Origin of the sequence: Hoylesella buccalis ATCC 35310, from assembly GCF_000177075.1 — a bacterium.
In the GTDB taxonomy this organism is placed as follows: Bacteria; Bacteroidota; Bacteroidia; order Bacteroidales; family Bacteroidaceae; genus Prevotella; species Prevotella buccalis.
Window position 1 is genome coordinate 19,680 of the sequence record NZ_ADEG01000110.1, and the last position, 25,256, is coordinate 44,935.

Here is a 25,256-nt window from a genome sequence, read left to right on the forward strand (position 1 = left end):
TACTACCTTTGCCCGAAAAACTTATATTTGTACTCAACGAAACAAATGTTTTTCGAGGCTATTGCACTCCTGTAGACATACGTCAAGGAATTCTTCGCCTGTCTCAATTGGTACGCAGCAATGATTTCAATTCTTCTGATGCTATTGTCTACGTTTTCTACTATCGATCCGTAACCGAATCAAGTTGATTCACTGGAAGCGCTGTGGTTTTGCCATCTATCACAAGCAGATGGAACAGGGCTGCTTGAGTCCTAATATCAAACGAGCGAGAGTTTGATTTTATGAACTTCGCTGGGACGAATTGGTACTCTATATAGAAGGAATAAACCCTATTTGTATGTGCAGGACGGACGCTTCAACATAGACAACAACCTCATGGAATAGGCCATCAGGGCCATCACGCTTGGAAGAAAAAACTACCTGTTCTGCGGTAACAAAGAGGGAGCAGAGAACAAATCTATCTTCTTTACCTTCATGGTGTGTTGCAGGGAAGTAAACATAGAGCCATACAGGTGGATGAAGGAAGTTCTTTCAAAGCCCCTGCCAGACATGACGGAGGGTGAACTCACGAAATGGCTACCTTCAAACTTCAAATAACAAATAACCCTTATATGCTGCCAGACATATAAGGGTTATTTGTTAGTGTGAAAGTTGGCAAATATTGGATTATTACGAAAAACAGAACTGAATGTCCAAAAGCGAATCCTTACAACATGCCAATCTACACTTTAACAACACTAAAAGAACGCTAAAGAGAGATATAGAGATAAATTAACAAAAAAACACTACCCACTTATAGGTATTCAAAATAAAAAAACGTATCTTTGCATGGTTAAAAGTAGGTATCTACCAAGACAATTATACAAAAACATTATTGAATACTTAAAAGTTAAAATCTATGGCTTACGTAATTGGAAACGATTGTATCGCATGCGGTACATGTATCGATGAGTGCCCAGTAGGCGCCATCTCTGAAGGCGACATTTATTCTATTGATCCTGAAGCTTGCACAGAGTGCGGAACTTGTGCAGAGGTATGCCCTAATGAGGCTATCTCACTTCCGGAATAAAAACATGGAATGAACGAAAGTCACAACCCGGTGACACATGAAAGGTAAATCTGAAAAAGATTGAACAACTCACTAGGGTTGAAAGTTTAAGAGGCTGTTTTGCGAGTCAAAACAGCCTCTTATTATTTGATATTCGCCGCACTATGTCCGCATCGTGAATCAACAAATGAAGGAGCATATATATGAAAAGAGGATGAAATGTGATTTCACCCTCCTTAACTTATTCTTTTTTTATTGATTATTTCATATTCAAAGCTTGCTTGGCTGTTTCGTTCTCTGGATCCAACTCCAAAACTTTCTTCCAATAGCCGTCGGCTGTTGATTTATCTTCCTTGAGCAAGTAGTAGTAACCCAAGTATCTGTAAGCCTCGATTAAACGAGTATTATCCACATTATCACGATCAGTCTTTTGGCTCAAAGAGTTAGCCAGTGCCTCATAGAATGGTTTGGCCAATCCTTCCTTTGTTTCGGGATCCAGATTAGAATTTACACGTGCTCGCAAGAAATTAGCGAAATCAATGTTGGCTGGGAATTTCTCACCCAACTGCTTGTACACCTCATCAGCTTTCAGATAGGTAGCTTTCTGCTCTTCACCAGTCTGACTTGCTGCCATGGTCGTGTAGATTGAGCCTAGTCCTGCCAAATCTGTTGCAGTAGGTTCTTTGACATTAATCAGATATTCTTCGTAATAAGTAATGGCATTGGCATAGTCGCCCTTAGCCAAATAAGCATCAGAGAGACTTTTCTTGTTGCTGTTGGCCAAATCCTTATTGTCAGCATTGGCGCTCATAGCTTTCTTGAACATATCAATGGCATTGTCATTCTGCTTATTGGCTAAATATGCCTGACCATAGTATGTATAGTCGTATCCAGAAATCTTCGCACTGTCAGAAGCGTTGAAAAGGCGGTCAGCATATTTCAGAGCCTCTTCAACTTTACCTTCGTCAGTGTAGTTATAGAATGCCAAACGGTTCCAAGCTGCGTTGCGTGGATTCTTATTGAGTCCATAAAGCGCCATATCCAAACTCTTCTGACGCTTCTGCGACAGGTAACCTGCCATGGCGTAATTGGTGATATCTACATCTTCGAGCTTGTTCTTGTCTACTTTCTCGTATGCTTGCATACTCTTGTCAAGCATATTGGAGTTGTAATAAATTCGGCCAGCGAGCGCATCAACCGCAATGTCAGGACGCTGTGCACGAAGTTCATTGAGATTTGCTACAGCCTCTTCGGGGCTACGACCACGGAGGATATTGGCATACTTGAAGTAGGCATCTGGGTTTTTGGGATCAAAATATTTTGCCTGCTGATACCATCCTGCTGCGGCACCGCCATCGTCTTTGGCTACTTCAACATCACCAGCCAAAATGTAAGCAGGAGCATATTTCTTATCACGAGCCATGGCCAATTCAGCATACTTCATTGCCAATTCCGTATTTTTCTGATCCAAAAACGCATGGCCAATGCCCACTAGCACTGCTGGATTCTTTTTGTTTGCTTTGACGATATCCTTCAGTGCCTTTTCGACAGTCTGAGGACTTGTTGACTTGATAATCTGAGTCGCTTGTTTGATGGCTACATCATTCTGCGCCATTGATGGAGCTGAAAAACCTAGTAACAATGCTCCAATCAGTAAATATTTAATTGCCTTCATAATCTTCTACTTTCTTTGGTTTTGTTGATAATTCAACGCTCCTCACGTTTTGTTTGTCAGTTTTTTCGTGCCAAAAGTACATTTTTATTCTGAAACGCGGACGTTTCGTATAGTTAAATTTCCATAAGCGGGCAGCAATCCTGACCTTAGAATTATTTTCTGGCCCTTGTCTTGCGAAATAATGAAATTGGAAAATCCTGTGGGTAGGCCCATGTGAGTATCATTCAATAGAATGTATAAAGTACGCACCAAAGGATAATTGGCATTGTAGAAGTAATACTGATAAGGCTTCCAACTGTTTTGCACATTGGCCACCGGAATTGAAGAAACAGCCATCGGGCGTATTTCTTTCTTGAAAGTAAGGTTGGTGCTATCACGCTTATCATTGAGCCAATTGCTGCCAATGATACCAATGGCTCCCTTGTTTTCTTCTACATATTTAATAACCTCTTCTGTCTTTTTGACTGCGGCTACATTTTTATTCGCGATAGGCTTTCCTCCGAGGATGGAATCTTCAACATAGTGCACGGCTGAAGAGTTAGGATTGTCAAATACTACCGTGATGTCTCCAATCTTGGAATGGGGATAGATTTGACTCCATTTAGTGATTTCTCCGTTAAATATTTTTCTTATATTGTCAACACTGATACAAGAATCCGTGTTGTTTATATTCTGAACCAAAGCAAGTCCATCATAAGCGAACTTGATAGAGCGAGGGAACTGTTTGTTTGCTTTCAAACTTTCCAACTCGTCTTTTGTAAAATCACGCGACGTTATTGCCATGAACACTTCTCCCTTGAGAAGTTTGTTAATGGCGTCCGACTCGTTCGTATAGATGGGAGTCAGCTTAGCCTCTGGATAAGTAAACTCGAAGAGTTCGCGCTCCTCTTCGATAACAGGGCTAAAACTTTCGTCAGAAGCAAAAGTTATTGCTCCTGACGAATAAGTATCTGTTCTGCCATCTTTTGACTTCTTGTTTTGGCAAGAAGCCAAAAGAGAAGCAGAGAGTGTTAATCCTACGATGATGTAAGATAATTTACAATTCATATTATTGCAATTTGAACGAAACAGGCACGTTGTATTTCACACGTACGGCTGAGCCATTTTGCTTACCAGGAATCCAACTAGGCATGCTCTTTACAACACGAGCTGCTTCCTTATCCAATGATGGGTCTACTGAACGAACTACTTTAACGTCTGTGATATGTCCATCTTTCTCTACAACGAAAGAAACAACCACACGTCCCTGCACACCATTTTCTTGTGCCACTACAGGATACTTAACGTTTTCGCTCAAATACTTCATCAAGGCAGAAGGACCACCAGGGAATGATGGCATCTGCTCAACGACATCGAATACCTTGTTCTCAACTTCCGGTTTTGGCTCTGGCTGAGCCACTGCTTCTTTAAGTTTCAATACTTCACCACCCTTGTCGTCATTACCTTTAACGTCAATGGCGCCGATAGCGGTTTTCGTATTCATCAATTCATCTTGAGTTTTCAATTCTTCTTCAGGTTTCACCTCGTTGTCCTTCTTGATGACAGGTGCGGTAAACTTGATAGAACTCTTTACTCGCTCAACAACCTTTTCAGGTTCAACTTGAATCTTCTTTTGTTGTTTTACTTCGGCCTTTTTCTTAGGCTGTTCCAACTTAGAAAGTTCAACTACCTCTGTCATGGCTGCTCTCTTTCTAGCTTCTGCGTCAGCGGCCTTCTTTAAAGAAAGACCGATTTGACACAACAACACTAATGCGACTACAGCAATGATAGAGATAACATTTCTCTTACCAGTACCTTTCCTTAACTGATAGGCACCGTAAGCCTGGTTACGACCGGCAAAAACGAGGTCGGTCCATTCACCAGAGATCAAATCAATTTTTGACATTGTTTCTCTTTTTTAATAGTTAATACTTTGTTCTCTTACTCAACGCCCTTTGCTTTCAACAACTTTTCGTCGTCAGGGGAAATCTTGTCGAGAACGTATTTAGCTATGCTGCAAATCTGCATCTCGTCGAGAGCATCAATAACATTCTGTGCTAACGCTTTATCCGTTGCCTTGATAATGACCGTCATTGTCTGAATCTTCTGACCACCAATTTCACCGGCTTTGATTTTAGACAATTCCGCCTTATATACGGAGTCGGGCATTTGATCTTTCTTCTGGTCGAGTTCGGCCTTGGCCTTCATCACCTGTAGCACGGGTTGCGTGTTGTCCTCGGTCACGTGCTGCATAAAGACCTTGCGGATTCCATCTTTACCCCAAGTAGTCTCCTTGAGGGTTGAAGGATCGTCGTACTTAGGCAAACCTGCCGTGTAGAAGATCTTGTTGTTCCCTGCCACATAAACGGTAATCGTATATGAAGCCTTTGTTACCGACTTGTCTTGATCAGTAATGTTCTTATCGTTACTAGGCATACTCAACTCCATCGTTTGTGGTTTGGCCAATGAAGTACAGAGCATGAAGAAAGTAATAAGAAGCATCATCATATCCACCATAGGCGTAAAGTCTACGCGAACATTGATTTTCTTCTGCTTACTTGTATCTTTTGATTTTGCCATACTTATTTATCCTCCCCCGTTTTTAATGTAGTGATAAGGTAATAACGGTTCTGATTCATATCCTGAAGTTCAGACATCACCTTCTTCATATTAGCATAAGGTGTCTTCGCATCAACTTTAATAGCTATCTTGATATCTTCATTGACATTCAGAGCTTCGGTTACCCAGTGTTGGAATTCACTTTTTCCACCATCGATAGAATCCAAAGGAACGCCAGCTTCAGCGCTGGTAATTACCTCAGTCATCTTCTCAGTAGGCAAACCCAAATAGCCTTTCAAGTTGTCCAAAGGAACGCCCCACATTGGGTCGGTCTGGAACTTCTTCATTTCAGCATCAGTCAGTCCGAGGCTGCCTGTCTCATTCATTCCCTGAATGAGCGAAAGCAAGTCGTTCTGATTATCCATACTCATAAACACCCTGCCCTTGTCATTGACAAGAATGTTTAGCACGTCGTTTTCTGGAACCTTGATCTCAGAGACAGACGATGGCTGGTTTACTTTCACTGGTTCGTTCTTAACGAATGTTGAGGTCAACATAAAGAACGTCAGCAACAGCACCATCACGTCCGACATAGGAGTCATGTCGATCCAGATGTCATGTTTCTTAATTTTTAACTTACCCATAACTGAATAATTTTAAAAGGGTTAGCTAAAATTAAGCTTCTGGATGCTTTTCTTCGAATGTGTGAGCGATTGTGTAACCAATCTCGTCCATTGCAAATGTTAACTTGTCAATCTTGTTGGTGAAGTAGTTGTAAGAAACTACAGAGAACCAAGATGTAGCAATACCAGAAGCTGTATTAACCAAGGCCTCAGAAATACCAGTAGAAAGTGCCATAGAGTCAGCACCACCACCAGCTGCCAAAGCTGCGAACGAACGAATCATACCAAGCACGGTTCCGAACAAAGCAGTAAGTGTACCCAATGTTACAATCGTAGCGATAATCGGCAAGTTCATCGTCATGGTAGGCATTTCAAGTGCGGTAGCCTCATCATGTGAGTTCTGAATGGTAGCCACTTTCTCCTTCAACTTGATATTTGTTGTTTCCATCTCTCTGTAAGACTTCAAGTCAGCTAATACCACGTTAGCTACAGAACCACCCTGCTTGTGGCAAAGTTCTTCTGCCTTGGCGATGTCACCATTTCTCAGAGCTGCCTTTACGTTTTCTGTGAATTTGATCACGCTACCCTTACCTGAGCAAGCGCTGATAGCAATCCAACGCTCAACAGACATAGCAATTACGGTACACAACAAACCAAAGATAATAGGTACAACCCATCCACCTTTGTACACGGTGCCCAACATATTCAAAGGATGACCTTCACGATCGCCGTTAGCGAAGTTAGCTGGATCACCAAGAATAAAGTTATAGAATCCCCATCCTACAACGAATGCCAAGATAATGATAATAAACGCATGTCTAACGCCCTGAAAGCCCTTAGACTTCTTTTGAGGGGCTGCTTTTGTTGTTGCCATAATTTAAAATTTTAATTTTTGGTTATTAATAATTTAAGTTGTTAATATGCTTAATCGTTTTTCAAGATTCTCGCTATTCTTATTTCAAAAAGGAGAATTTTTTGGGTTTAACATCGCAAAGATATATAAATTATAGATAAATCTTTGTGAAATTAAGAAGTTTTAACGAGTGATTTTATGCTTTTTCTTGCAATTTATCTCCGTTTGCGACTTCATTATTTCAATTTTGCGAGAGCATCTTTCATTCTCTTGAGTGCTTCCCGAATGTTTTCATCGCTGGTGGCATAGCTCATGCGTATGCACTCGGAATCGCCAAAGGCATCACCACCAACTGTTGCAACGTGCGCGGTTTCAAGCAGATACATAGCCAGGTCGGTGGCACTGTTGATGGTATGCTGACCGTCACTCTTCCCAAAATAACTGCTGCACTTGGGGAACAGATAGAAGGCTCCTTGTGGCTCATTCACCTCAAAACCACCAATCTCTTTTGCCAACCGCACAATCAAATCTCTTCTGCGTTGAAAAGCCTGACGCATTTCCTCCACACATGCTTGCTCTGTGACATAAGCTGCAAGCGCGGCACGCTGACTCACCGAACACGGTCCACTGGTGTATTGTCCCTGTAGCTTGTTACAGCCCTTCACAATCCACTCGGGAGCGGCGATGTATCCTATTCTCCAACCCGTCATGGCGTAAGCCTTTGAAACGCCATTAACGAGAATGGTACGTTCTTTCATCCCGGGAAACTGTGCGATGCTCTCGTGTTGACCGATGTAGTTGATGTGCTCGTATATTTCATCAGCCAGCACAAACATGTCTTCATGCCTTTTGATGACGTTGGCCAGCTGCTCCAGTTCCTCCTTTGAGTATACACTTCCAGTAGGATTACTGGGCGAGCAAAGTATCAACATGCGCGTTTTAGGCGTGATGGCAGCTTCCAACTGCTCGGGCGTCATTTTGAAGTTCTGTTCAAAACCAGCCTTGACAATCACCGGATTTCCACCTGCCAGTTTGACCATCTGTGGGTAGCTCACCCAATAAGGTGCAGGGATAATCACCTCATCACCGTCGTCAACCAGTGCCATCAGCGTGTTACAAACGCTCTGCTTGGCACCATTGGACACCATAATCGCTGCGGTATCGTAGCTAAGTTGGTTTTCTCTTTGCAACTTCTCTGCGATAGCCTTCCTCAAGTCGGGGTACCCTGGCACGGGAGAATACTTCGAGTAATTCTCATCAATTGCTTGCTTTGCGGCCACCTTGATGTGGTCTGGCGTATTGAAATCAGGCTCCCCCACACTCATGTTAATCACATCGATGCCTTGAGCTTTCATCTCACTGCTCTTTTGCGACATGGCGAGTGTGGCTGAAGGGGCCAGACGGTTCAGACGGTTTGATAGGTGTGCCATTTATTTTACAATTGAATAGTTGTTGACTGCAAAAGTACCATTTTTATTCTTTGAGGCGAAATAAAAGTGATATTATTTCAACAAATGTTTTGCATTTGTAACATTCGGGCAGTTATTTGAGGTGCAGTTTATGCCCCATCCTTACCTGTTTGGTCTTCAGATAGCGCTCGTTGTATCGGTTGGGCGTCACCTCAATGGGTACGATTTCGGCAATTTCCAATCCGTAAGCTTCCAGTCCTACTCGCTTCACGGGATTGTTGGTCAGCAATCGCATCTTGCGTACGCCCAAATGACGCAGCATCTGCGCACCGCAGCCATAGTCCCTCTCATCGGGTTTAAAGCCCAAGTGTATGTTGGCATCCACGGTATCGTAGCCCTCTTCTTGCAACTTATAGGCTGCCACCTTATTCATTAGGCCGATGCCACGACCTTCTTGCTGCATGTAGATAACAACGCCTTTCCCCTCTTTCTCAATCAATTCCATTGACTTCTGCAGCTGCTGACCACAGTCACAACGCAAACTTCCCAGAGTATCGCCCGTGGCACAAGACGAGTGCACGCGAACCAGCACCGGTTCGTCCCGTTCCCACTTGCCTTTCACCAAGGCCATGTGTTCCAAGCCGTTGCTCTGTTGCCTGAAAGGTATGAGGTGAAAATGCCCGTATCGGGTGGGCATGTCTACCTCGTCGCCTACTTCTATAATCGATTCCTTCTCCAGTCTGTAGGCGATGAGATCAGCGATGGTGATGATTTTCATTCCCCACTCCGTGGCCAACTTTTGCAATTCGGGCATGCGAGCCATAGAGCCATCTTCGTTCATGATTTCCATCAGGGCACCGGCGGGGTAAAGTCCGGCCAATCGGCACAGGTCTACGGCAGCCTCTGTATGCCCACTTCGCCTCAACACACCATTGTCTTGCGCATACAGTGGGTTGATGTGTCCCGGCCTTCCAAATGTCTGTGGGGTGGATGTTGGGTCTGCGAGTGCGAGGATGGTGGCTGCCCTGTCATGAGCCGAAACACCCGTCGTGCATCCTTCCAGTTTGTCTACGGTCACCGTAAATGGGGTTCCCAGCACTGATGTATTGTCCGTCACCTGATGCGGAAGATCCAATTCCTCGCATCGGGACAGCGTGATGGGGGCGCAAAGCACGCCGCGGGCGTGTTTCAGCATGAAGTTCACCTTCTCGGGAGTAATCTTCTCAGCTGCGATAATGAGATCGCCTTCGTTCTCTCTGTCTTCATCGTCCACAACGATGACGAACTTACCTTCCTTAAAATCTTTGAGCGCATCCTCGATGCTGGCCAGTTTAAAGTTTTCCATATTCGTATATAGCTATATATAAAGAGGTGTTATTTTGAATGTACTATTTTCGTAATTTGCTCCGTCACTTTTTCATTTGTCTGTACGATTTGTCTGAGATCGCGCAGCAACCGAATCCTAAATCGCCACATTCTTAGGTAGAAGAACAGTCCCAACGGGATGATGATGGCCGAAACGATGTTCAGCCACTTGCGCTCGAAGGGACGCGTGTGGGCCTTTACAGCCAGCACGGGATAGTTGTTCAGCTCGTTCAAAATCACTTTATCGCGGGTGTTCGTGAGGTCATCTATCACTTTTTCAAGCTCATCGCTGATGCGTTCCACCTCGTGGTCAGGCTGGTATCTAAAGAACACCTGCACCACGTTGGGCAGCGATTTCAACCGATGTTCCTCGACATATCGTCTGATGTCGTCGTTCATGTTTAGCAACAATTGCCTGTCTGCGAGATAGTTGGGATCTTCGATAATCACCTCCTTGCCGTATACATGGCGCTTGGTTCGCCAGCCCAGCGCTTTCATGATAACGGCTTTCCACTGATCGATGTTGAACACCATGGAGTCGCGGTTGGCCTTGTATGTAACAAAGCTCGCCAAGGGGATGAGCACCGCAGGGGCCAGACCCTTGCCGAATTCTACCGTCCACATGTCGCCACGCGCCATTCGGTAACCCGTGTTGTCAAGCAGGTAATACACTATGAAGACCAGCACCGACACAATCACGGGGATACCCAGACCGCCTTTACGGATGATGGCGCCCAGCGGTGCGCCAATGAAAAAGAAGATGATGCACGTCAAGGCCAGCGTAAACTTGTTAATCATCTCAATATAATGCTCCCGGAGCAATCGGTCGCCATCACTGGTAATCATGCTTCTGAAATTAAGCTCGGTTACCTCCGACTGAACAGAACTGAGTGCCATGTTCACCGCGCTCAATTTCTGGTCTTTGGTTAATTTGTTGTATATCGAGTCAAAATGGTATGTTTTGCCTTGCGCTAATTTCACAGCGGCCAGCGAATCTCTTTTATTGACTTTCGGAATGCGGTAATACATTCGTTGCGCATCGTCATAGATGCTGCGCCCCACGCTGTCGTATGTCATACTAAGCGAGTCGATGCCCGAAGTGAGTTGTGACAAACTTTTTGCCTTGGCGTTGTTGGACAGCGCAGCGGCATCGGTCATGTTGAAATCGCCATCGTAGTCGAGCACGATTCGTTTGTCGGCAAAGGTTTCTCTGCGGTAAGGAATGCTGGCACTGGCGCCCAGTTCCTGCGACTGCATGTTCTCAAACCATTCGCCACTCCACAGGGTCAGCAGCAGGTGCTTCTTGTCGGCCGTAGTCTGGAGCATACCCGAATCGGCCAGAATAATGGCCTGATCCTCATAGCTGCCCGTCATCCTGTAAATCATGATGCCGTACAACTTGCCGGTATCCATGTCTTTTTTTTGCACGTAAAGATTGCTGTTGGGGATGCCGTCGTAGAAGATGCCTTCAGGAATCTCAAGCTCCGGATTCTTCTGCGACATCGAAATCATCAGCTGCGCCATCTTCATGTTTGCGCTGGGGCCTACATAGTTTTGAAAATAAAAAGAACAAAAGCAAACCACAACCGAGATGACGATGAGCGAGCGAAAGGTTCGCATGGTTGATATGCCCGCCGACTTGATGGCCGTGAGCTCACTGCTCTCGCCTAAATTGCCAAACGTGATGAGGGACGCCAGCAAGATGGCCAGTGGCAAAGCCTGTGGAACCAAAAACAAGCCCATGTACCAAAAGAACTGTGCCATGACCTCCATGGACAGTCCTTTACCGATGAGCACGTCGACATACCTCCACAAGAACTGCATCATCAGCACAAACTGACAGATGAAGAAGGTTCCGGCAAACAGCAGCCCAAATTGCTTGGCGATGAATAAATCTAATTTCTTGATACGAAACATCTATGCCCTTGATATGTTGTACACGTGTACGAACAATGTGCAAAAATAGCATAAAAAAATAAGATATACTCCGTTTTTCGCTTTTTTAAGCATGATGACGCCTTGAAGCATGCAGCAATAAATCCAATTATAAGATAGAAGTGATGAAATTAGAACGGCTAGCTAAGTACAACTTGCTACGCATAGTGTGAAAGGAAGGAACGAAACCGCTATATGCCGAACTGCACGTATGGTAGTATAAGAAGTCAGTAAGCACGAAAGTAAGAGATAAATACCAAAATTAGTGTTAACCTCCTACTCGATACACATTATACAATCTCCTATTCCTCATGGAGTTGCTTCACGGCAGTACTCACTGCGCTTCAGACTGCATGGCGATGGTGTATAAATTCCTTGAATATCCCAAATTAAACCAGTCTGTAATTTGAGCAATTGTACATTTAACACAAACACAGCCTGCAAAATGACTCATACTTCAAATAAAAATCCAGGCTAGCACTGTGCTGGCCTGGATTTTTATTTGGACATATAATGGTTTTACTATTTATCCCACCACACTCGAGTGCTGAACGTATCACCACCCTGTCGACTAACAGCAGCATCGTAGTTGGCCTTGTTGACCTGTGACTCTGAAGAAGGATAGCGGAAGCGGCGTGGTATAGAACCATCGGTTGCACACTGTCCGTCCTGCTTGGCCATCGCGGCTGGTGTCAGCACAGGGAAGCCCGAACGACGCCAGTTGGCAAACACCTCGTGAGGATCGCCGAAGGTTGTGATGTAGTACTGTGTGTTGATCTGCTCCAAAGCTTTAGCTACGTCGAACGGATTCTCCTTGAGGTACTTCTCAACAGCGCCTTCCGGTAGATACTTGTTGTACACCTTGCCGGCATTGGGGAACTGGGTGAACTGCTTAAATGCAGCCTTCACACCATTCTCGTAGAAAGTCTTTGCGTCACCACTAATATATCCACGGATGGCAGCCTCTGCCAACAAGAAGTTGGTCTGTGCGGCCGTGATGATGAATGTAGGCGCAGTCGGATCACCGTAGGTATACCGGTTAGGGATTGAGAAATAGCGCGTGTAACGCGAGTACCAATAAACTGGCTCTTTCTTCACGCTTCCGTCATCGGCTTTCCTCTCCTTGTACTCCACAATGTTCTCAGGTGTTCTCCCGAACCGTGGGTCAACCTTTGCTATAGCGTAGGGACTGGTGGGGTTCAGACTGTATCCTCCAGAAAGGATTCCTTCTTGTTTCTCGGCCGTCATATCACCAAAATCATCTTCCTGCCAACCATCCTGCACGGAGATCAGGTCTTTCTTGCTCACAGTGGTTCCAATGAGCGACAAGCGTGGATCGTTGGCCTGCTTAAGCATGTCAACAAAAGTCTTGCTCAAGAAGAACTCCCTGTCCTCGCTTGCGTTGATTTTTGCAAAAGGCTCAGAAGAGTCGTTAGTTGTCACGCCACCTGCATGGTCCAGCTTGGCATTGTCGGCTACGTCTGTGATAACACCATTGGCGTAAGCTTTCGCAGCATAGGTCTTAGCCGTTGTCGGGTCAACCTTTACAAGTCGCATGGCCAGGCGAAGCATCAGCGAGTTGGCGAATTTCTTCCACTGCGCAGCATCACCTTTATAGTACAGGTCCTGCACACCCATTGCTGCTTTTCCGCTAGCCAGCTTGGCCTGAGCCTCATCGAGTTCCTTCAGCATCTCCTTGTACATACTCTCCTGCGAGTCGTACTTGGGATACGAGAACTCTTTGGGGCGTCCGGCCTCGGCGTATGGAATGTCGCCGTACAGGTCAGACATCTTTGCGAAGGCATAGATGCGCATTACGCGAGCCATGTTCCAATCTATCTCCAACCCCTTCTGATCTTTCCACTTGTCGTAGCAGGTAGTCACGTCACGCATGGCGCCACGGTCGCCGCTGAAGGTATCCCAGAAAGATGCCGAGTAGCCATCGCTATAGTTGTACCGGCCGTAGCCGTCCCACCAGTCAATAGAGGTCAGCTGCTGCGTCCACTGGGCTGAGTAAATACAGCCTGTGCGCCACATGTCCCAGTCGGACCCTAAAGCCTGGTGCTGGGCATTGGAGAAGACCATCTCAAAGGGGACGTTAGCCTCGTTCAAGTGTTCTGGGTCGATGTTTAGATCACCGAAATCGCCACAACTTGTCATGCCCAAAGAGAACACTGATGCTAATGCAATATATTTTATCTTTTTCATATTCAATCTCGATTAAAAAAAATTAGAACTTTACATTCAAGTTGAAACCAACATTACGGGTTGCGGGATAGCCGTTGAGCTCAAGTCCCTGTCCGTTCGACGCATTTAGTGCAGACTCCGGATCGATGTTCGGCGTATGCTTCATGATAGTCCAGAGATTACGTGCAACGATAGAGAAGCTCAGTCCCTTGACAAACTTCACGCGGCTGAGCATGGCCTTCGGGAAAGTGTAGCCCAATGAAAGCTCACGCAGCTTGATGTAGCTTGCGTCGTAAACAAACTCCTCTGCGATGTTTGCTCTCGTGATGGCACGATAGTAATCCTGCGAGGAGACGGCCGTTGCATTGGCCTTGCCTGTTTCTTCGTCGATACCAGCTGCCACGATTTTGCCAATGGGGTTTTCCTTGGTACGCCCATTCAGGGTTTCCTTGTGCATGCCATAGTAGTAAAGCATATAGTTGGTACCCGAGAAAATCTTGGCACCGAACTTGGCATCCAGCAAGAATCCCAGAGTGAAGTCCTTGTAGGTGAACGTGTTGTGCCAACCACCTGTCCAGCTGTACACGCCATTGCCAAGGCTTGTCTGCTCTCCGGCCTGTGGGAGTCCCTTCTTCAAGAGCAGCTGTCCTTGCTCGTTTCTCTTGTATTTGTTACCGATGATCTCGCCGTAGGGGCTGCCTACCACATTATAGATGTACACATTGCCGTTGCGGCTCTGGGCACCGTCGATGGAAAGGCGGTCTACACCATCGCCCAGAAACTCCACATTGGAGTTGTTGTAGGCAAAATTGAGTGTCGTATTCCATTGGAAGTCCTTGTTCCTTACGGGATAGGCGTCAACCATGAACTCGAAGCCATTGTTCTTCATCTTGCCGGCATTGATGACCTTTGAGCCATATCCCGAGGCTGAGGAGGTAGATACCGTCGCGATGTCGTCGGTGGTCTTCTTGACATAATAAGCCATGTCAAAGTTCAGGCGGCTCTGGAAGAATGAAAGGTTCAGACCGGCCTCAAACTCTGAGATGTGTACGGGCTTCAGGGTATTGTTGGGCAACTTGTTGCCATTGTTCTGGGTAGCCGTGGACTGACCGTTCACCTTATAGTTGCGCAGCTGATAAAGCAAAAGGTTCTGATAGGCAGATGTTCCATTCGATGCTGACGCCATGCCGACGCGGAACTTACCGAAGTCGAACGCCTCGGGCAGCTGCTCGCGGAACGTATCGGTGAACACCCATGAGAGGGTGGCTGATGGATAGAAATGGCTGTTGCTGTCGTCGGCTAGTGTGGAGAACCAGTCGTTGCGTGCCGTCAGATTCAGGAATAGTTGATTCTTCCATCCCAGGTCGGCCGTGCCGTAAAGTGAGTTCACCTGGTAGCGGATATGTGCCTTTGCCGGACGCTTGTCGTCCAAGTTGTTCATGGACCACAGTCCATTAACAATGAAGGGGCGTCCTCCATCGGTCACGATATACTGGCGGGTGTTGTTAAACTGTTTGTTACCCCCGAATGTAGCTCCAAGCGACCAGTCGCCAAATGCCTTGTTTAAGCCCAGCAGGAAGTTAAAGTTGTTTTCATAGAAGTTCTTCTCGTTTTCTGTCATCCATCCTTTGGGGTCGGCAGCGGCTCCTATAGGCTGCACCTGCTTGAACTCTATGCTGTAGCCGTCGCGCTGGACTGCTCCCTGTAGATACAGCCAGTCGGTGACGTCCCATCTCAAATTGACCGAACCCACCAGACGTTCGCGTCGCAAGTCATTGGTCTTGCGGTACTGCAGCCAGTAGGGGTTGTTGAAGTAGACATTGGTTCCACCAATCATCTCCTTGCCTTCCAGAGTGGTACCCCATCCCTTCTCAGTTCCTTCCATCCAGGTGATGTCAAACGAGTTGCCTCGGTAAAGCAAGGCTGCGTTGGTGTTGCCATTCCCGTCAGAGAGATTAGACCGGCCGTTTGACTTGTCAAAGGTGTAGTTGGCGGTAACCGTCAGATGCAGGTTCTTGAAGATGTCGTAGGTGGTGTTCATGTTGAAGCCCAGCTGTCTGTTGCCGGCATTCGGCAGAATGCTCTTCTCCTTGTTAAAGGAGGCTCCAAAACGATAGATGACGTTCTGTGCTGATCCCGACACCGCGGCAGAGGTGTTCGAGGTGACACCCGTGCCATAGAAATTCTTCCAGTTGTCTACCGGACTGTATTTATAGGTATTCCCTAAAAAGTTGGTGGCTTCCGATCCGTCCATCATGGCACCCCAGCTATTGCTTTCGCCCTCCTGGGCAGCCTTCACGTCAGTAGGCTTAATGCCATTGAGCCCCAGGCCATACACATCCTGCCAGTCGCGATAGTCGTAAATGCTGTTGACCGTGAGGTTCTCGTTCAGCTCCACGGTGACAGGCTGGTTTTTCTTGCCGCTTTTGGTCGTAATCAGGATTGCTCCATTACCTCCCCGGTAGCCGTAAAGGGCGGATGCAGCGGCGCCTTTGAGCACCTGAATACTCTCAATGTCATCGGCATTGATGTTGTTCAAGCCATCACCCGTGTCCATGCCGCCCCACATTCCTGCAGAGCCCTGGTTGGTGTTGTCGAAAGGCACGCCATCAACCACATACAGCGGCATGTTGTTGCCTGTCAACGAGGCATTGCCACGAATGATTACACGCGATGTACCAGTAGATCCCGTACCGTTGCCGGCTACGTTCACACCGGCGATTTTACCGGATAGGGCATTTCCGATGTTTGGGTCACGGGCCAACTGGAAGTCCTCTCCACCGACTTTCGTTGTGGAATATCCCAGCGAGCGCGATTGTCGCTTGATGCCCAATGCCGTCACCACCACCTCGTCGATGGCCTGCGATTCATTCTCCAGTGTGACGTCGATGGTGCTTTTGCCATCCGTAGACACACTCAACGTCCGGGTACCTACATAGGAGAACTCCAAGGTAGAATGGGACGGACACACGATGGCGTAGTGCCCATCAATGTCTGTAATGGTACTGACATTGGATCCCTTGACCTTAACTGTTGCACCGATAACCGGCTCGCCTAAGTTATCAACAACGGTACCTTTTACAGTAGAATTTTGTGCATGCAACGATAATGATACCAACATGAACAAAACTGCCAAGCAAGCCCTCATGGAAAGCCTGAATGCATACTCTTTTTTAATCATGCTTCTTGTTTGTATTAATGAATTAACTATAAATTGAATAAAGGGTGTTTTCTCACAATAAAATGGTTACCTTTTCTTGTTTTTTATTGATTAGCTTCAATGGTTATTGTATCATGATGGCTATATATGGCTATCACGCAACAAAAATAAACAAAAATTAGATAAGGTCAAAATAAAAGTATCATTATTTTTCTCAGAATTTAACGCAACTAACAATAAACCACACTGCAAAAAAAACAGTCACCCTTTGCTTACTACTGCCTTGAAATTACAAACTAAACGAACAAGGCATCCTGCTCACAAACAAAGAACTACAATGACATCTCATTCTTTTACAACGAAAGAGCCGTGTAATGCCAGTTTGGAATGCGCACTTGCACATCTACATTTACGATGAACGATGGAGCGTAGAGGCGTGATTTATCATGGTACGTTTGAGCAACAACAACGGGTAAGAAGTTATCAATTTTCTTGACAAGTACCCTCTCATGTTTTGTTTATTTGTCAGCAACCTGCCAAGTGCTTGCAAATATTGAAAATATACGCAAAAACCACATCTCCTTATCTGTCAAGTTATTGCGACTATCACAGTTCTTCATAGCATGTTTTATTCATGGTTTTTCACGTTATAAACCGCATTTTGGCCGTAAAAAGGATACGTTTGATGACCTAAAGTCATGCTTATAAGAGGAAAAAGGCATGGAGTTTGCCTTCACAAAGCAATGCTTTTGTCGCCAATAAGCCGCTTTTCTTGTTCGGCAAGTGAGGTTTGTAGTGCATTTGCCTATTTTTCTTTTCTATTTCAACATTTTACAGGAGGGTTTTTATTGTCATTTTTGCGGACAAACCGTAGGGGCGTGATTCATCACGTCCGCATATTGGGAAAAATGGGTTGGGAACGAAAAGGAGATGACAAGTTGATGAGTCCAGCGAATAATCACGCCGTTTTTTATGCGCGCTGTGTGGCGGGCGGAACGTGATAAATCACGCCCCTACGGGAGAATGGAACGTGCTCAATTACGCCCCTACAGTTTGCGAAACATGAGGGAGCCAACCGCCTGCTTAAAGACCACTGAACTGTCGCAAACGCAACAAGTTGTCCTCCCACAAATCTTTCAAGGTGTCTACATCGTCATCATCGGCAAAATCGGTAATCACAAGAATGTAATCGTCAGTAATGTCGCACTTTTCCATGCGCAGCTCCACGTACGCATTCGCGTCTTCCTCATCCAACCATCTGAAACGCAGGTAATGAAATTTTACCTTAGCGACAACTTTAGCTTGCCGTGTTTCATGATGCGCATAAAGTTCACCCCATCTGAAATTCAATAGGTCACCTTGTTTCTGTATGTCATCGGCCAGCCATCGAGCCAACTGATCTGGCTCACTAATCAGATTCCAGATGATACTTTGCGAATTAGACTTTAACTCTCTCTCTATCTTGACTTGTTGTTTGGGCATGTTGAATAGTTTCTTGGTGATAATGATGTAATACGTACAAATATAACAAAATATATTGTAACGGAATAAAAAAATATATTTTTATTGTGTATTTAAAAAGATTGTAGTATCTTTGCAGCCGCAAATGAGTGATATGGCGGGATAGCTCAGCTGGTTAGAGCGCATGATTCATAATCATGAGGTCACCGGTTCAATCCCGGTTCCCGCTACAAAAGCCCTGTTAGTCTGTTGAAAGATTGGCAGGGCTTTTTGCTTGAAAAGGCGTTTCATCGTTCTAACGATTAACCTAACAGAGCGCCGGAATGAAAAAACACACCCGGCGTTCATGAAGAAAATGAATACACGAAATCATCATCATACAGAAAAATCATGAAAAAATTTATTACTGTCCGCTAAAACTTTTTTGAGCATAAAAATAGGGCTGGATTCTTCGCATGGAATTCAGCCCTTATAGTTACGGCAGGTTCTATAAATTACCACCGCACACAGTCATCAAAATTAAGCTCAAAATCTAACAAAGCTAATTTATAGAACCAGCCTTACCTTTGTTTTTTCTAAAATAAATTCAAGTAACTATGAACAAAGGTACACATTTTACCGGACAGCAATACTTCTTTTTACTGAAGTTAGAGCTGAATCACTATTTCATTGGCACATTGTTCAGCAGAAGATCACCACAGTTCTGGTACACCTCATCAAAGATTTCGCGGCAGCGTTTCTCGCTCATCTTTATCTTGGAGCCTACTGCAATGAAGTCTTGGAGTGTAGGGTAGCCGGTGTTGTTGACAGATGTGGCATGCTGTCCATTATAACCCTCCGTGCAAAGCGTCAGGTCATATGCTGGTGCAAGATGCCATACGTATTTCCCATTTGTCTCCTTACGAACCAGGAAACTGAAGTTCTTGCAATGGTCATCCTTGTTGTCGGTAAGATAGTTGAACACCATACGGCGATACATCTCTTCAACATACTTTGCATCCTGGGTAAGATAACCAGTCAATGCCAACAAGTTGCTATAGTCGAGTACTGGATTTGAGAGCGAGAGACAAAGCAAGCCTCCTGCTGTTGCAGTATGTATGCGTTCGCCTTCTGCTGATAGATCAAAGCGTCTCGTGGTGAAATACTTGCCATTGGTTAGTTTGAAATCCGGCACATCAATACCACAACTGCGAGCAACCTCGTTATAATGATATTCATTCATACCCATATCCTTAGGATCGTAGGTGTGTCGGAACTTGACAAGCCAATGTCCTTCTGCGTCCGAGAAAACAGCTTTCGGACGACAACCTCCACTGTTACCACTGTTGTAGAGCAAAAGACCAGCATCTGTATCTTGCTGCTCATTGAGCACTTCTAATGCCTTCTCCTGAAGAAGGTCGAAGTCAGAGATTTCATTTTCTTTACCTATAATCGTCTCTGGCTGATACGTCAAAGCCCCCATACCGCTACCACCTACAATACTCAATCGGTCAATGGCAGAAAGTTTTCTGTCATCAATACCTTCGCGAAGGAGAGCCTTGTGCAGCAAGTATCGCCCGTAACCATCAGGAAGGCTATCCTCGAATATGCCGAAGTTGCCGTAAAGCGGTGTTGGATTTGCAAGGAACAGTCCTGGCTTCAAAGGCAACTCCAAAGGGGATATGCTGAATCCTTCGGCAAGCCAACGAGGATTGTATTCAAATGTCAGTCGCTTGTCATCGGGTGTAAGCGATATTACGCCTACTGTTTCATTGTGATATTTTACCGTCAGTCGATCTATTTTCTTCATACCTTATGTGCTCTTGTCTTACCACTATTCTTTCGTATCTGAGTCAACTCCTCCATAGTGGAATATTTTGGCTCAGCAAAGATGTTTTTGACTTCTGTAGTATATTCCAATGCCATGGCAATGCCAATGAGATTCTTGAGCGAGATAAGTCCTTTCTGCTCAAACCTCACAATGTTGCTTACTGCCACATTAGCTTTCTCTGCCACTTGTTCACGTGTCAGATTCTTCTCTATTCTTCGTTTTCTGAAGTCATTAGCCATAGCCTTGGCAATGTCATCCGCATTGTCAAGCGTATAGTTCTCTAATACTGATAATATATTGTTCATAAAATTGAGATATTTTATCTTAATAATAATATGTTATCAATTGCAATGTTACTACTTTTATTTTAAATAACCTCGTTTCTAAATAGGAAAACGGTCTTAAACGCAATAATTTAACAGTATTTCTCTGTTCTGCAATTCATAACTATCTGATCTACCATGAAACGGCCTAGATTCTCTCTTTACCATATATCTTTTAACCCGTTGGCGGAATTAATTTAGTGCATACTTCATTTTGCCAAAGGGCTTGTTGTTAATGAAGTTTACATATTGCAGAAAGGTCAGTGCACTAATTTTGCCAATGATTCTTACAAACAAACCATTCGTTATTTTCGCATAATTTCTGATGACCAAGAATTGATCTGTAAGTTGCGAGAATAGTGTTTCAATCCTTTTTCTTGCCTTTGCAAACGGAATGAATGTCGGTTTCCAGTCCTTTTGGTTGTGCTGATATGGACACTCCAGTCTTATGTGTGCAGTTTCGAACAAGTCAAGCTGTACGTCAGCTCCAACATATCCCTTGTCGCCATAGATGCTACAGTCGTGATAAGTATGTTTTACATCTTTCATATAACGGAGGTCAGCCATACTTGCCTTTGACAGATCGTAGGAATGGATAACTCCGCTTAAGCCACAGAGAGCGTGTAACTTATAGCCAAAATAATATGTATTCTGCGAAGCACAAAACCGAAGTCGGGAGCTTGCGAGAAATCGCCGGTACGTCCCATCTTACGACGTTTTCCTCTTGCTACCCTACAGACCTCTATTGGCTTGGAGTCAACAAAGAACTGCTCCTCTCCGCCATCCATTTCCATGGCTATTCTCTTGCGCAGTTCCTCACACAAGCCAGCTGCTTCCTTTCTGCGGTCATTGAATTATCTCCTTGATATGAGATTGGGAATGTGGTCCTTGTACTCTTGCAATTTATAGTCGAACAGCCTCTTCTCGCTATCAATGCTCTCTGCCTCTGCCGTCAGGGATAATGCTACCACTTCCAAGTCCGAAAACTTAGGAACTGGACCACGACGTGGAACATTACCCGATTCATTGACGAGATTTTCAGAGAATTGCTTGCATATCTCAAGTATTTTGACGAATTTTGTATAAAGGTTGTGCATACGATGGTTTAAACTTAACGTTTTGAATACTACTAAGTTACTAAAAATTAACGACATGTGCAACTTTTTATTCATGTTTATCAACTTCAATTAATTTCGCCAACGGGTATAGAATATCAAATAGTTCTAAAGAAGAGCTACAGGATTATATTAAATCATTTAAATACGAATAATTTTAAAAGAAAGTGTTGATTATGAATATACTTGAAACTAGCCATCTCACTTTTAACTACAGAAATCATTCTGTATTAGAAGACATTAACTTGAAGATTCCAGAAGGTTCCATTTATGGATACTTAGGCAAAAATGGAGAGGGTAAATCAACAACGATAAAGATACTTTTAGGATTGGAGCAAACTAAAATAAATACGGTATTTTTCAATAAAAAAGAATTTCATTCCAACAGATTGCATATCCTTCAAAATATAGGATGCTTGATTGAACATCCATTCTTCTATGCAGATTTGAGTGCCTATGAGAATCTAAACTATTTGGATATACTATATCATTGTGGACAAAAACGCATTCAAGAGGTTCTAGAGCTTGTGAATTTGACTAAAGATAAAGACAAAAAAGTTAGAAAATATTCTACAGGAATGAAACAACGCTTGGGAATTGCGATGGCAATGTTTCATAATCCTAAATTACTCATTCTTGACGAACCACTCAATGGACTAGATCCTCAAGGTGTTTTTGAAATGAGAGAGCTAATGCTCAAACTTAAAAGTAAAGGAAAAACTATTTTCATTTCAGGACATATCTTAGCTGAAATGGAGAAAATATGCACACACATCGGAATATTAAATAATAAAAGATTATTGTTTCAAGGAGAAATTAATAGTCTACTCAATCAGAAAAAGCAATCTTATTTAATACATACGGACCAACCGGAACGATGCATGAAGATATGTAAAGAACACTTGATTCCCACAAAAAGGATCTCTGATGGAACGCTTATTATAGAAATAGAGCAAGATGGTTCCTTTGACAGTTTTAAAAAATTAATGCAACAAAACCACATTCAAATTTTATTTGCAGATACATACCAAGAAAATTTGGAGTCTGTATTCCTTCATCTAATAAAAACCGACTTATGAAACCTATATCGTTCTTTACTATTCTTAAAAGTGAACACTATAAATTAAGATTTAATAGTGCCATTTGGCTTTTCTTGCTATTTCCTTTGTTCATGACTTTATGCATCGATATATATGTTTTGCATAAACATGCTGATGATATCTATAATCCGGCAATAACTATTGATTATAATCCTTGGGTATGGGTATTGGGTAGATACATCTTCGACTTCTATGCTCTGCTTTATCCAATTCTTGCAGCCATTTTGAGTTATTCTTTATGCGATGTAGAATATAAGAATTATGGATTTAGACTTCTTTTTACAAGACCAATTAGCAAGCTGACAATTTATTCGAGCAAAATAGTCTTCCTTTTAGAGATTAACTTTATTTCTTTCCTTATAGGTTATCTTACTTTCCTCCTGTCTGGTTTTGCTCTGGATAAGTTATTACCTGGATATGAATTCTCCAGTTATAATGTTAATAACCTAATAGCTTCTTATTTTTCGTATTTGTTTATAGCACTTTCTGCTGTTTCATTTATACAATATTATCTTAGTTTGATTTTTAAGAGTTTTGTTTTACCCATTGGGTTTGCTAGCCTCATGACGATTTTTTGTATTATTGCTCAAAATAAAGATTATATCTACCTTATACCCTATAGTACAGTGTGGAGATTAAACTATTGTTTTTATAGCGGGATAATAAACTTTTCGAAAGGCGAATACGTAAACATAGCCTATGCGCTATTCTTTGTCGTTATCTCATTTTTTGTATTTATAAGGAAAAAATAAAAGATACCCTTCGGTGAAAAAATCAAATAATTAATTAGGGTCTGCTAATTAACTATAACTATCTGACAATTAACTATTTATGTTGTATAAAATTTAGTCAATTCGCCCAAAATGACTACCTTTGGATGTTAAAACATTCAAGAATCTAGATGAAATACTACTCACAATATCGCAGTCACGACCTGTTTGAACTTCTGGAGTCACTTTCGGGATTGAGCAAATCCAATTATTGGGTCAAGCTGGCCGACCTTGGCAACACGCTGCGACTTGGTGCTGAAATTGAACAGGAATAAAGGTTGCAGTAATCAAACAGCTGTTCAGCTGTAAAAATCAAACGGTATTATACAAACTAAATCGGGCTGAAAACCCATAAGCATATAGCCCAGGGCATCACCCTGGGCTATCATATAATAAGGTGTACACCAAACAAGGGCAAAAGCAAGCATAACGCAATGGCTGTCTAACGCTTTTGCGCCCTTCAGGTTATGGCATAACTCATCACGTTCCGCTCACCCGTAGGGACACGATTATTCGCCGTGTTTGTCATCAAAGTTTGTCTAACACTCTAAGAAAAGGAACGCTGTGAGAGATCACTCTTTAATTCATTTTCATGGTGAAGCCACCACCTGGAGCCAGGTGCACGGTGAGCTGTTTGTTGGATGGGATGCTGATGGTTTTTCTTCACATAATCTTGTGCGAACGAGTTTGTGATATTGCAACGTCCACCACCAATAACGGCAATACTGAGCATGTTTATTCGCACTTATAGGTCGTCTTCAATGGCTGTACTCTTAGCGTATGCCGTACTTTTCGCCTCAAAGAAGTCGGTCTTTACCATGTTCGGGTCAGAATATTGCGCTACCCATTTCATGTCTTCGGGTTCTTTTTGATTGTCCTCATACAGATAATCAAAGCCCAAGCTGTGCCAACGCAGGTTTCCCAGATAGTGAATGTAGTCTGTCACCATTTGCGCATTGAGCCCTTGAATGTCGTTTCCAATCACGTATTGTCCCCATGCAATCTCCTGACGAACGCCCTCTCGCATCATCTCTTCGTACACTTTCACCTTTTCGGGCGTAAACATTTCGGGCTCTTCTTTTTTCAATTCTTTGATAATGTTTCTGAACAACCACAGGTGAGTGTTCTCGTCACGGTTGATGTAGCGTATCTCTTGCGCCGACCCAGACATCTTTCCGTTGCGACTGAGATTGTAGAAAAACATAAAACCACTGTAAAAGTAGATGCCTTCCAAGATGAAATTGGCAATACAGGTCTTCATCAGTGCATACAAATCTTGCTTTTCATGAAACTCATTATAGCAATTTCCGATGAAGGTGTTGCGCCTTAACAGATGCTCATCTGTTTTCCATTGATACAGAATGTCATTGCGTTGCTCGGGGCTGCATATCGTGTCGAGCATGTAACTGTAACTCTGACTGTGCACGCACTCTTGAAAAGCCTGTATGTGCAGGCATAGGTTTACCTCGTTGGCTGTGATGTATTCGCACAGCGAAGGCAGGTTGTTGCTTTGCAGGGAGTCAAGAAAAACCAAGAAACTCAATATCTTGTCGTAGGCAGTGCGCTCGGCTTTGTCCAGTCGTGGATAGTCTTTTGTGTCTTGGGTGAGGTTGATTTCTTCAGGAATCCAAAAGTTGTTCATGGCTTGCCTGTACCAGTCGCTTGCCCATTGGTATTTCATGTTGTTGAAATCATTGAGGTTGGTGGTGTTTCCCCCAATCATCCTTCTCAATCGTAGGTCTGTATCTCCGTTTGGATTGAATAGCGAATTGCGCTTTAATTGTGTCATGTTTTTTAGTTTATGAGTTTTTAAGTTTATGAGTTTACGAGTTGATAGTTTACAAGTTTACGAGTTGATAGTCTGTTTTTTACCTCATCAACTTG

19 protein-coding genes, 1 tRNA gene and 2 pseudogenes are annotated in these 25,256 nt (G+C 43.8%); 6 read left to right on the forward strand and 16 right to left on the reverse strand.

Annotated features, from left to right (window positions below; all coding sequences use genetic code 11):
- Window positions 1-345 precede the first annotated feature (345 nt).
- Window positions 346-597 (forward strand): annotated as a pseudogene (locus HMPREF0650_RS13820) (IS66 family transposase); the annotation flags it as partial.
- Between the two features lie 301 nt (window positions 598-898).
- Window positions 899-1,069, forward strand: a complete 171-nt coding sequence (fdxA, locus tag HMPREF0650_RS12900) for a 4Fe-4S ferredoxin (protein ID WP_081454892.1) — start codon at window positions 899-901, stop codon at window positions 1,067-1,069.
- Window positions 1,070-1,307: 238 nt separating this feature from the next.
- On the opposite strand, the gene HMPREF0650_RS11755 is transcribed toward fdxA, so the two are convergent.
- From HMPREF0650_RS11755 to HMPREF0650_RS11810, 12 genes are all read right to left on the reverse strand, one after another.
- On the reverse strand, window positions 1,308-2,723 hold the full coding sequence (locus HMPREF0650_RS11755) for a tetratricopeptide repeat protein (RefSeq protein ID WP_040563361.1): 1,416 nt from the start codon (window positions 2,721-2,723) through the stop codon (window positions 1,308-1,310).
- Window positions 2,724-2,807: 84 nt separating this feature from the next.
- Window positions 2,808-3,770, reverse strand: coding sequence for a PstS family phosphate ABC transporter substrate-binding protein (locus HMPREF0650_RS11760; protein WP_004351047.1), 963 nt, complete (start codon window positions 3,768-3,770; stop codon window positions 2,808-2,810).
- 1 nt (window position 3,771) lies between these two features.
- Window positions 3,772-4,608, reverse strand: coding sequence for an energy transducer TonB (locus HMPREF0650_RS11765; protein ID WP_004351048.1), 837 nt, complete (start codon window positions 4,606-4,608; stop codon window positions 3,772-3,774).
- Window positions 4,609-4,643: 35 nt separating this feature from the next.
- Complete coding sequence (locus HMPREF0650_RS11770; RefSeq protein ID WP_004351049.1) at window positions 4,644-5,282, reverse strand: ExbD/TolR family protein; 639 nt, start codon at window positions 5,280-5,282, stop codon at window positions 4,644-4,646.
- A gap of 2 nt (window positions 5,283-5,284) precedes the next feature.
- Window positions 5,285-5,905 carry an ExbD/TolR family protein gene (locus HMPREF0650_RS11775; RefSeq protein WP_004351050.1) on the reverse strand — a complete coding sequence of 207 codons (621 nt, stop codon included), beginning with the start codon at window positions 5,903-5,905 and terminating at the stop codon, window positions 5,285-5,287.
- Window positions 5,906-5,936: 31 nt separating this feature from the next.
- Window positions 5,937-6,758: a MotA/TolQ/ExbB proton channel family protein gene (locus HMPREF0650_RS11780; RefSeq protein WP_004351051.1), complete on the reverse strand. Its 822-nt coding sequence runs from the start codon at window positions 6,756-6,758 to the stop codon at window positions 5,937-5,939.
- A 215-nt stretch (window positions 6,759-6,973) separates the two neighbouring features.
- Complete coding sequence (locus tag HMPREF0650_RS11785) at window positions 6,974-8,167, reverse strand: pyridoxal phosphate-dependent aminotransferase (RefSeq protein ID WP_004351052.1); 1,194 nt, start codon at window positions 8,165-8,167, stop codon at window positions 6,974-6,976.
- Window positions 8,168-8,279: 112 nt separating this feature from the next.
- Entirely contained in the window at window positions 8,280-9,491 is a 1,212-nt protein-coding gene (locus HMPREF0650_RS11790; protein ID WP_004351053.1) for a bifunctional 3,4-dihydroxy-2-butanone-4-phosphate synthase/GTP cyclohydrolase II, read from the reverse strand.
- A gap of 29 nt (window positions 9,492-9,520) precedes the next feature.
- The gene (locus HMPREF0650_RS11795) at window positions 9,521-11,428 is read right to left on the reverse strand and encodes an LptF/LptG family permease (RefSeq protein ID WP_004351054.1); all 1,908 of its coding nucleotides are present in this window, start codon (window positions 11,426-11,428) and stop codon (window positions 9,521-9,523) included.
- Window positions 11,429-11,968: 540 nt separating this feature from the next.
- Entirely contained in the window at window positions 11,969-13,654 is a 1,686-nt protein-coding gene (locus HMPREF0650_RS11800; protein ID WP_004351055.1) for a SusD/RagB family nutrient-binding outer membrane lipoprotein, read from the reverse strand.
- Window positions 13,655-13,676: 22 nt separating this feature from the next.
- Entirely contained in the window at window positions 13,677-16,814 is a 3,138-nt protein-coding gene (locus HMPREF0650_RS11805) for a SusC/RagA family TonB-linked outer membrane protein (RefSeq protein ID WP_004351056.1), read from the reverse strand.
- Window positions 16,815-17,876: 1,062 nt separating this feature from the next.
- A complete protein-coding gene (locus HMPREF0650_RS11810; RefSeq protein ID WP_004351058.1) occupies window positions 17,877-18,275 on the reverse strand; it encodes an START-like domain-containing protein in 399 nt (132 codons plus the stop codon).
- Window positions 18,276-18,410: 135 nt separating this feature from the next.
- On the opposite strand from HMPREF0650_RS11810, the gene HMPREF0650_RS11815 reads away from it, so the two are divergent.
- Window positions 18,411-18,484: transfer RNA gene (locus HMPREF0650_RS11815), tRNA-Met, on the forward strand.
- 431 nt (window positions 18,485-18,915) lie between these two features.
- Here the strand turns inward: HMPREF0650_RS11815 and HMPREF0650_RS11820 are convergent.
- The 3 genes and pseudogenes from HMPREF0650_RS11820 to HMPREF0650_RS11830 all read right to left on the reverse strand — a co-directional run bounded on the left by HMPREF0650_RS11820 (window position 18,916) and on the right by HMPREF0650_RS11830 (window position 21,559).
- Window positions 18,916-20,043, reverse strand: a complete 1,128-nt coding sequence (locus HMPREF0650_RS11820) for a type II toxin-antitoxin system HipA family toxin (protein WP_004351059.1) — start codon at window positions 20,041-20,043, stop codon at window positions 18,916-18,918.
- Window positions 20,040-20,369 (reverse strand): helix-turn-helix domain-containing protein, encoded by a 330-nt coding sequence (locus tag HMPREF0650_RS11825; RefSeq protein ID WP_004351061.1) that lies wholly within the window; start codon window positions 20,367-20,369, stop codon window positions 20,040-20,042. Before HMPREF0650_RS11825 ends, HMPREF0650_RS11820 begins: the two co-directional genes overlap by 4 nt.
- Window positions 20,370-20,579: 210 nt before the next feature.
- Window positions 20,580-21,559: pseudogene (locus tag HMPREF0650_RS11830) on the reverse strand (IS982 family transposase).
- Between the two features lie 119 nt (window positions 21,560-21,678).
- On the opposite strand from HMPREF0650_RS11830, the gene HMPREF0650_RS11835 reads away from it, so the two are divergent.
- The 3 genes from HMPREF0650_RS11835 to HMPREF0650_RS13190 all read left to right on the forward strand — a co-directional run bounded on the left by HMPREF0650_RS11835 (window position 21,679) and on the right by HMPREF0650_RS13190 (window position 23,647).
- Window positions 21,679-22,581: an ABC transporter ATP-binding protein gene (locus HMPREF0650_RS11835; protein WP_025073256.1), complete on the forward strand. Its 903-nt coding sequence runs from the start codon at window positions 21,679-21,681 to the stop codon at window positions 22,579-22,581.
- Window positions 22,578-23,354 (forward strand): ABC transporter permease, encoded by a 777-nt coding sequence (locus HMPREF0650_RS11840; protein ID WP_004351068.1) that lies wholly within the window; start codon window positions 22,578-22,580, stop codon window positions 23,352-23,354. Before HMPREF0650_RS11835 ends, HMPREF0650_RS11840 begins: the two co-directional genes overlap by 4 nt.
- A 149-nt stretch (window positions 23,355-23,503) precedes the next feature.
- A complete protein-coding gene (locus HMPREF0650_RS13190; RefSeq protein ID WP_155813650.1) occupies window positions 23,504-23,647 on the forward strand; it encodes a hypothetical protein in 144 nt (47 codons plus the stop codon).
- 470 nt (window positions 23,648-24,117) lie between these two features.
- On the opposite strand, the gene HMPREF0650_RS11850 is transcribed toward HMPREF0650_RS13190, so the two are convergent.
- The gene (locus HMPREF0650_RS11850; protein WP_004351072.1) at window positions 24,118-25,161 is read right to left on the reverse strand and encodes a ribonucleotide-diphosphate reductase subunit beta; all 1,044 of its coding nucleotides are present in this window, start codon (window positions 25,159-25,161) and stop codon (window positions 24,118-24,120) included.
- Window positions 25,162-25,256: the final 95 nt, after the last annotated feature.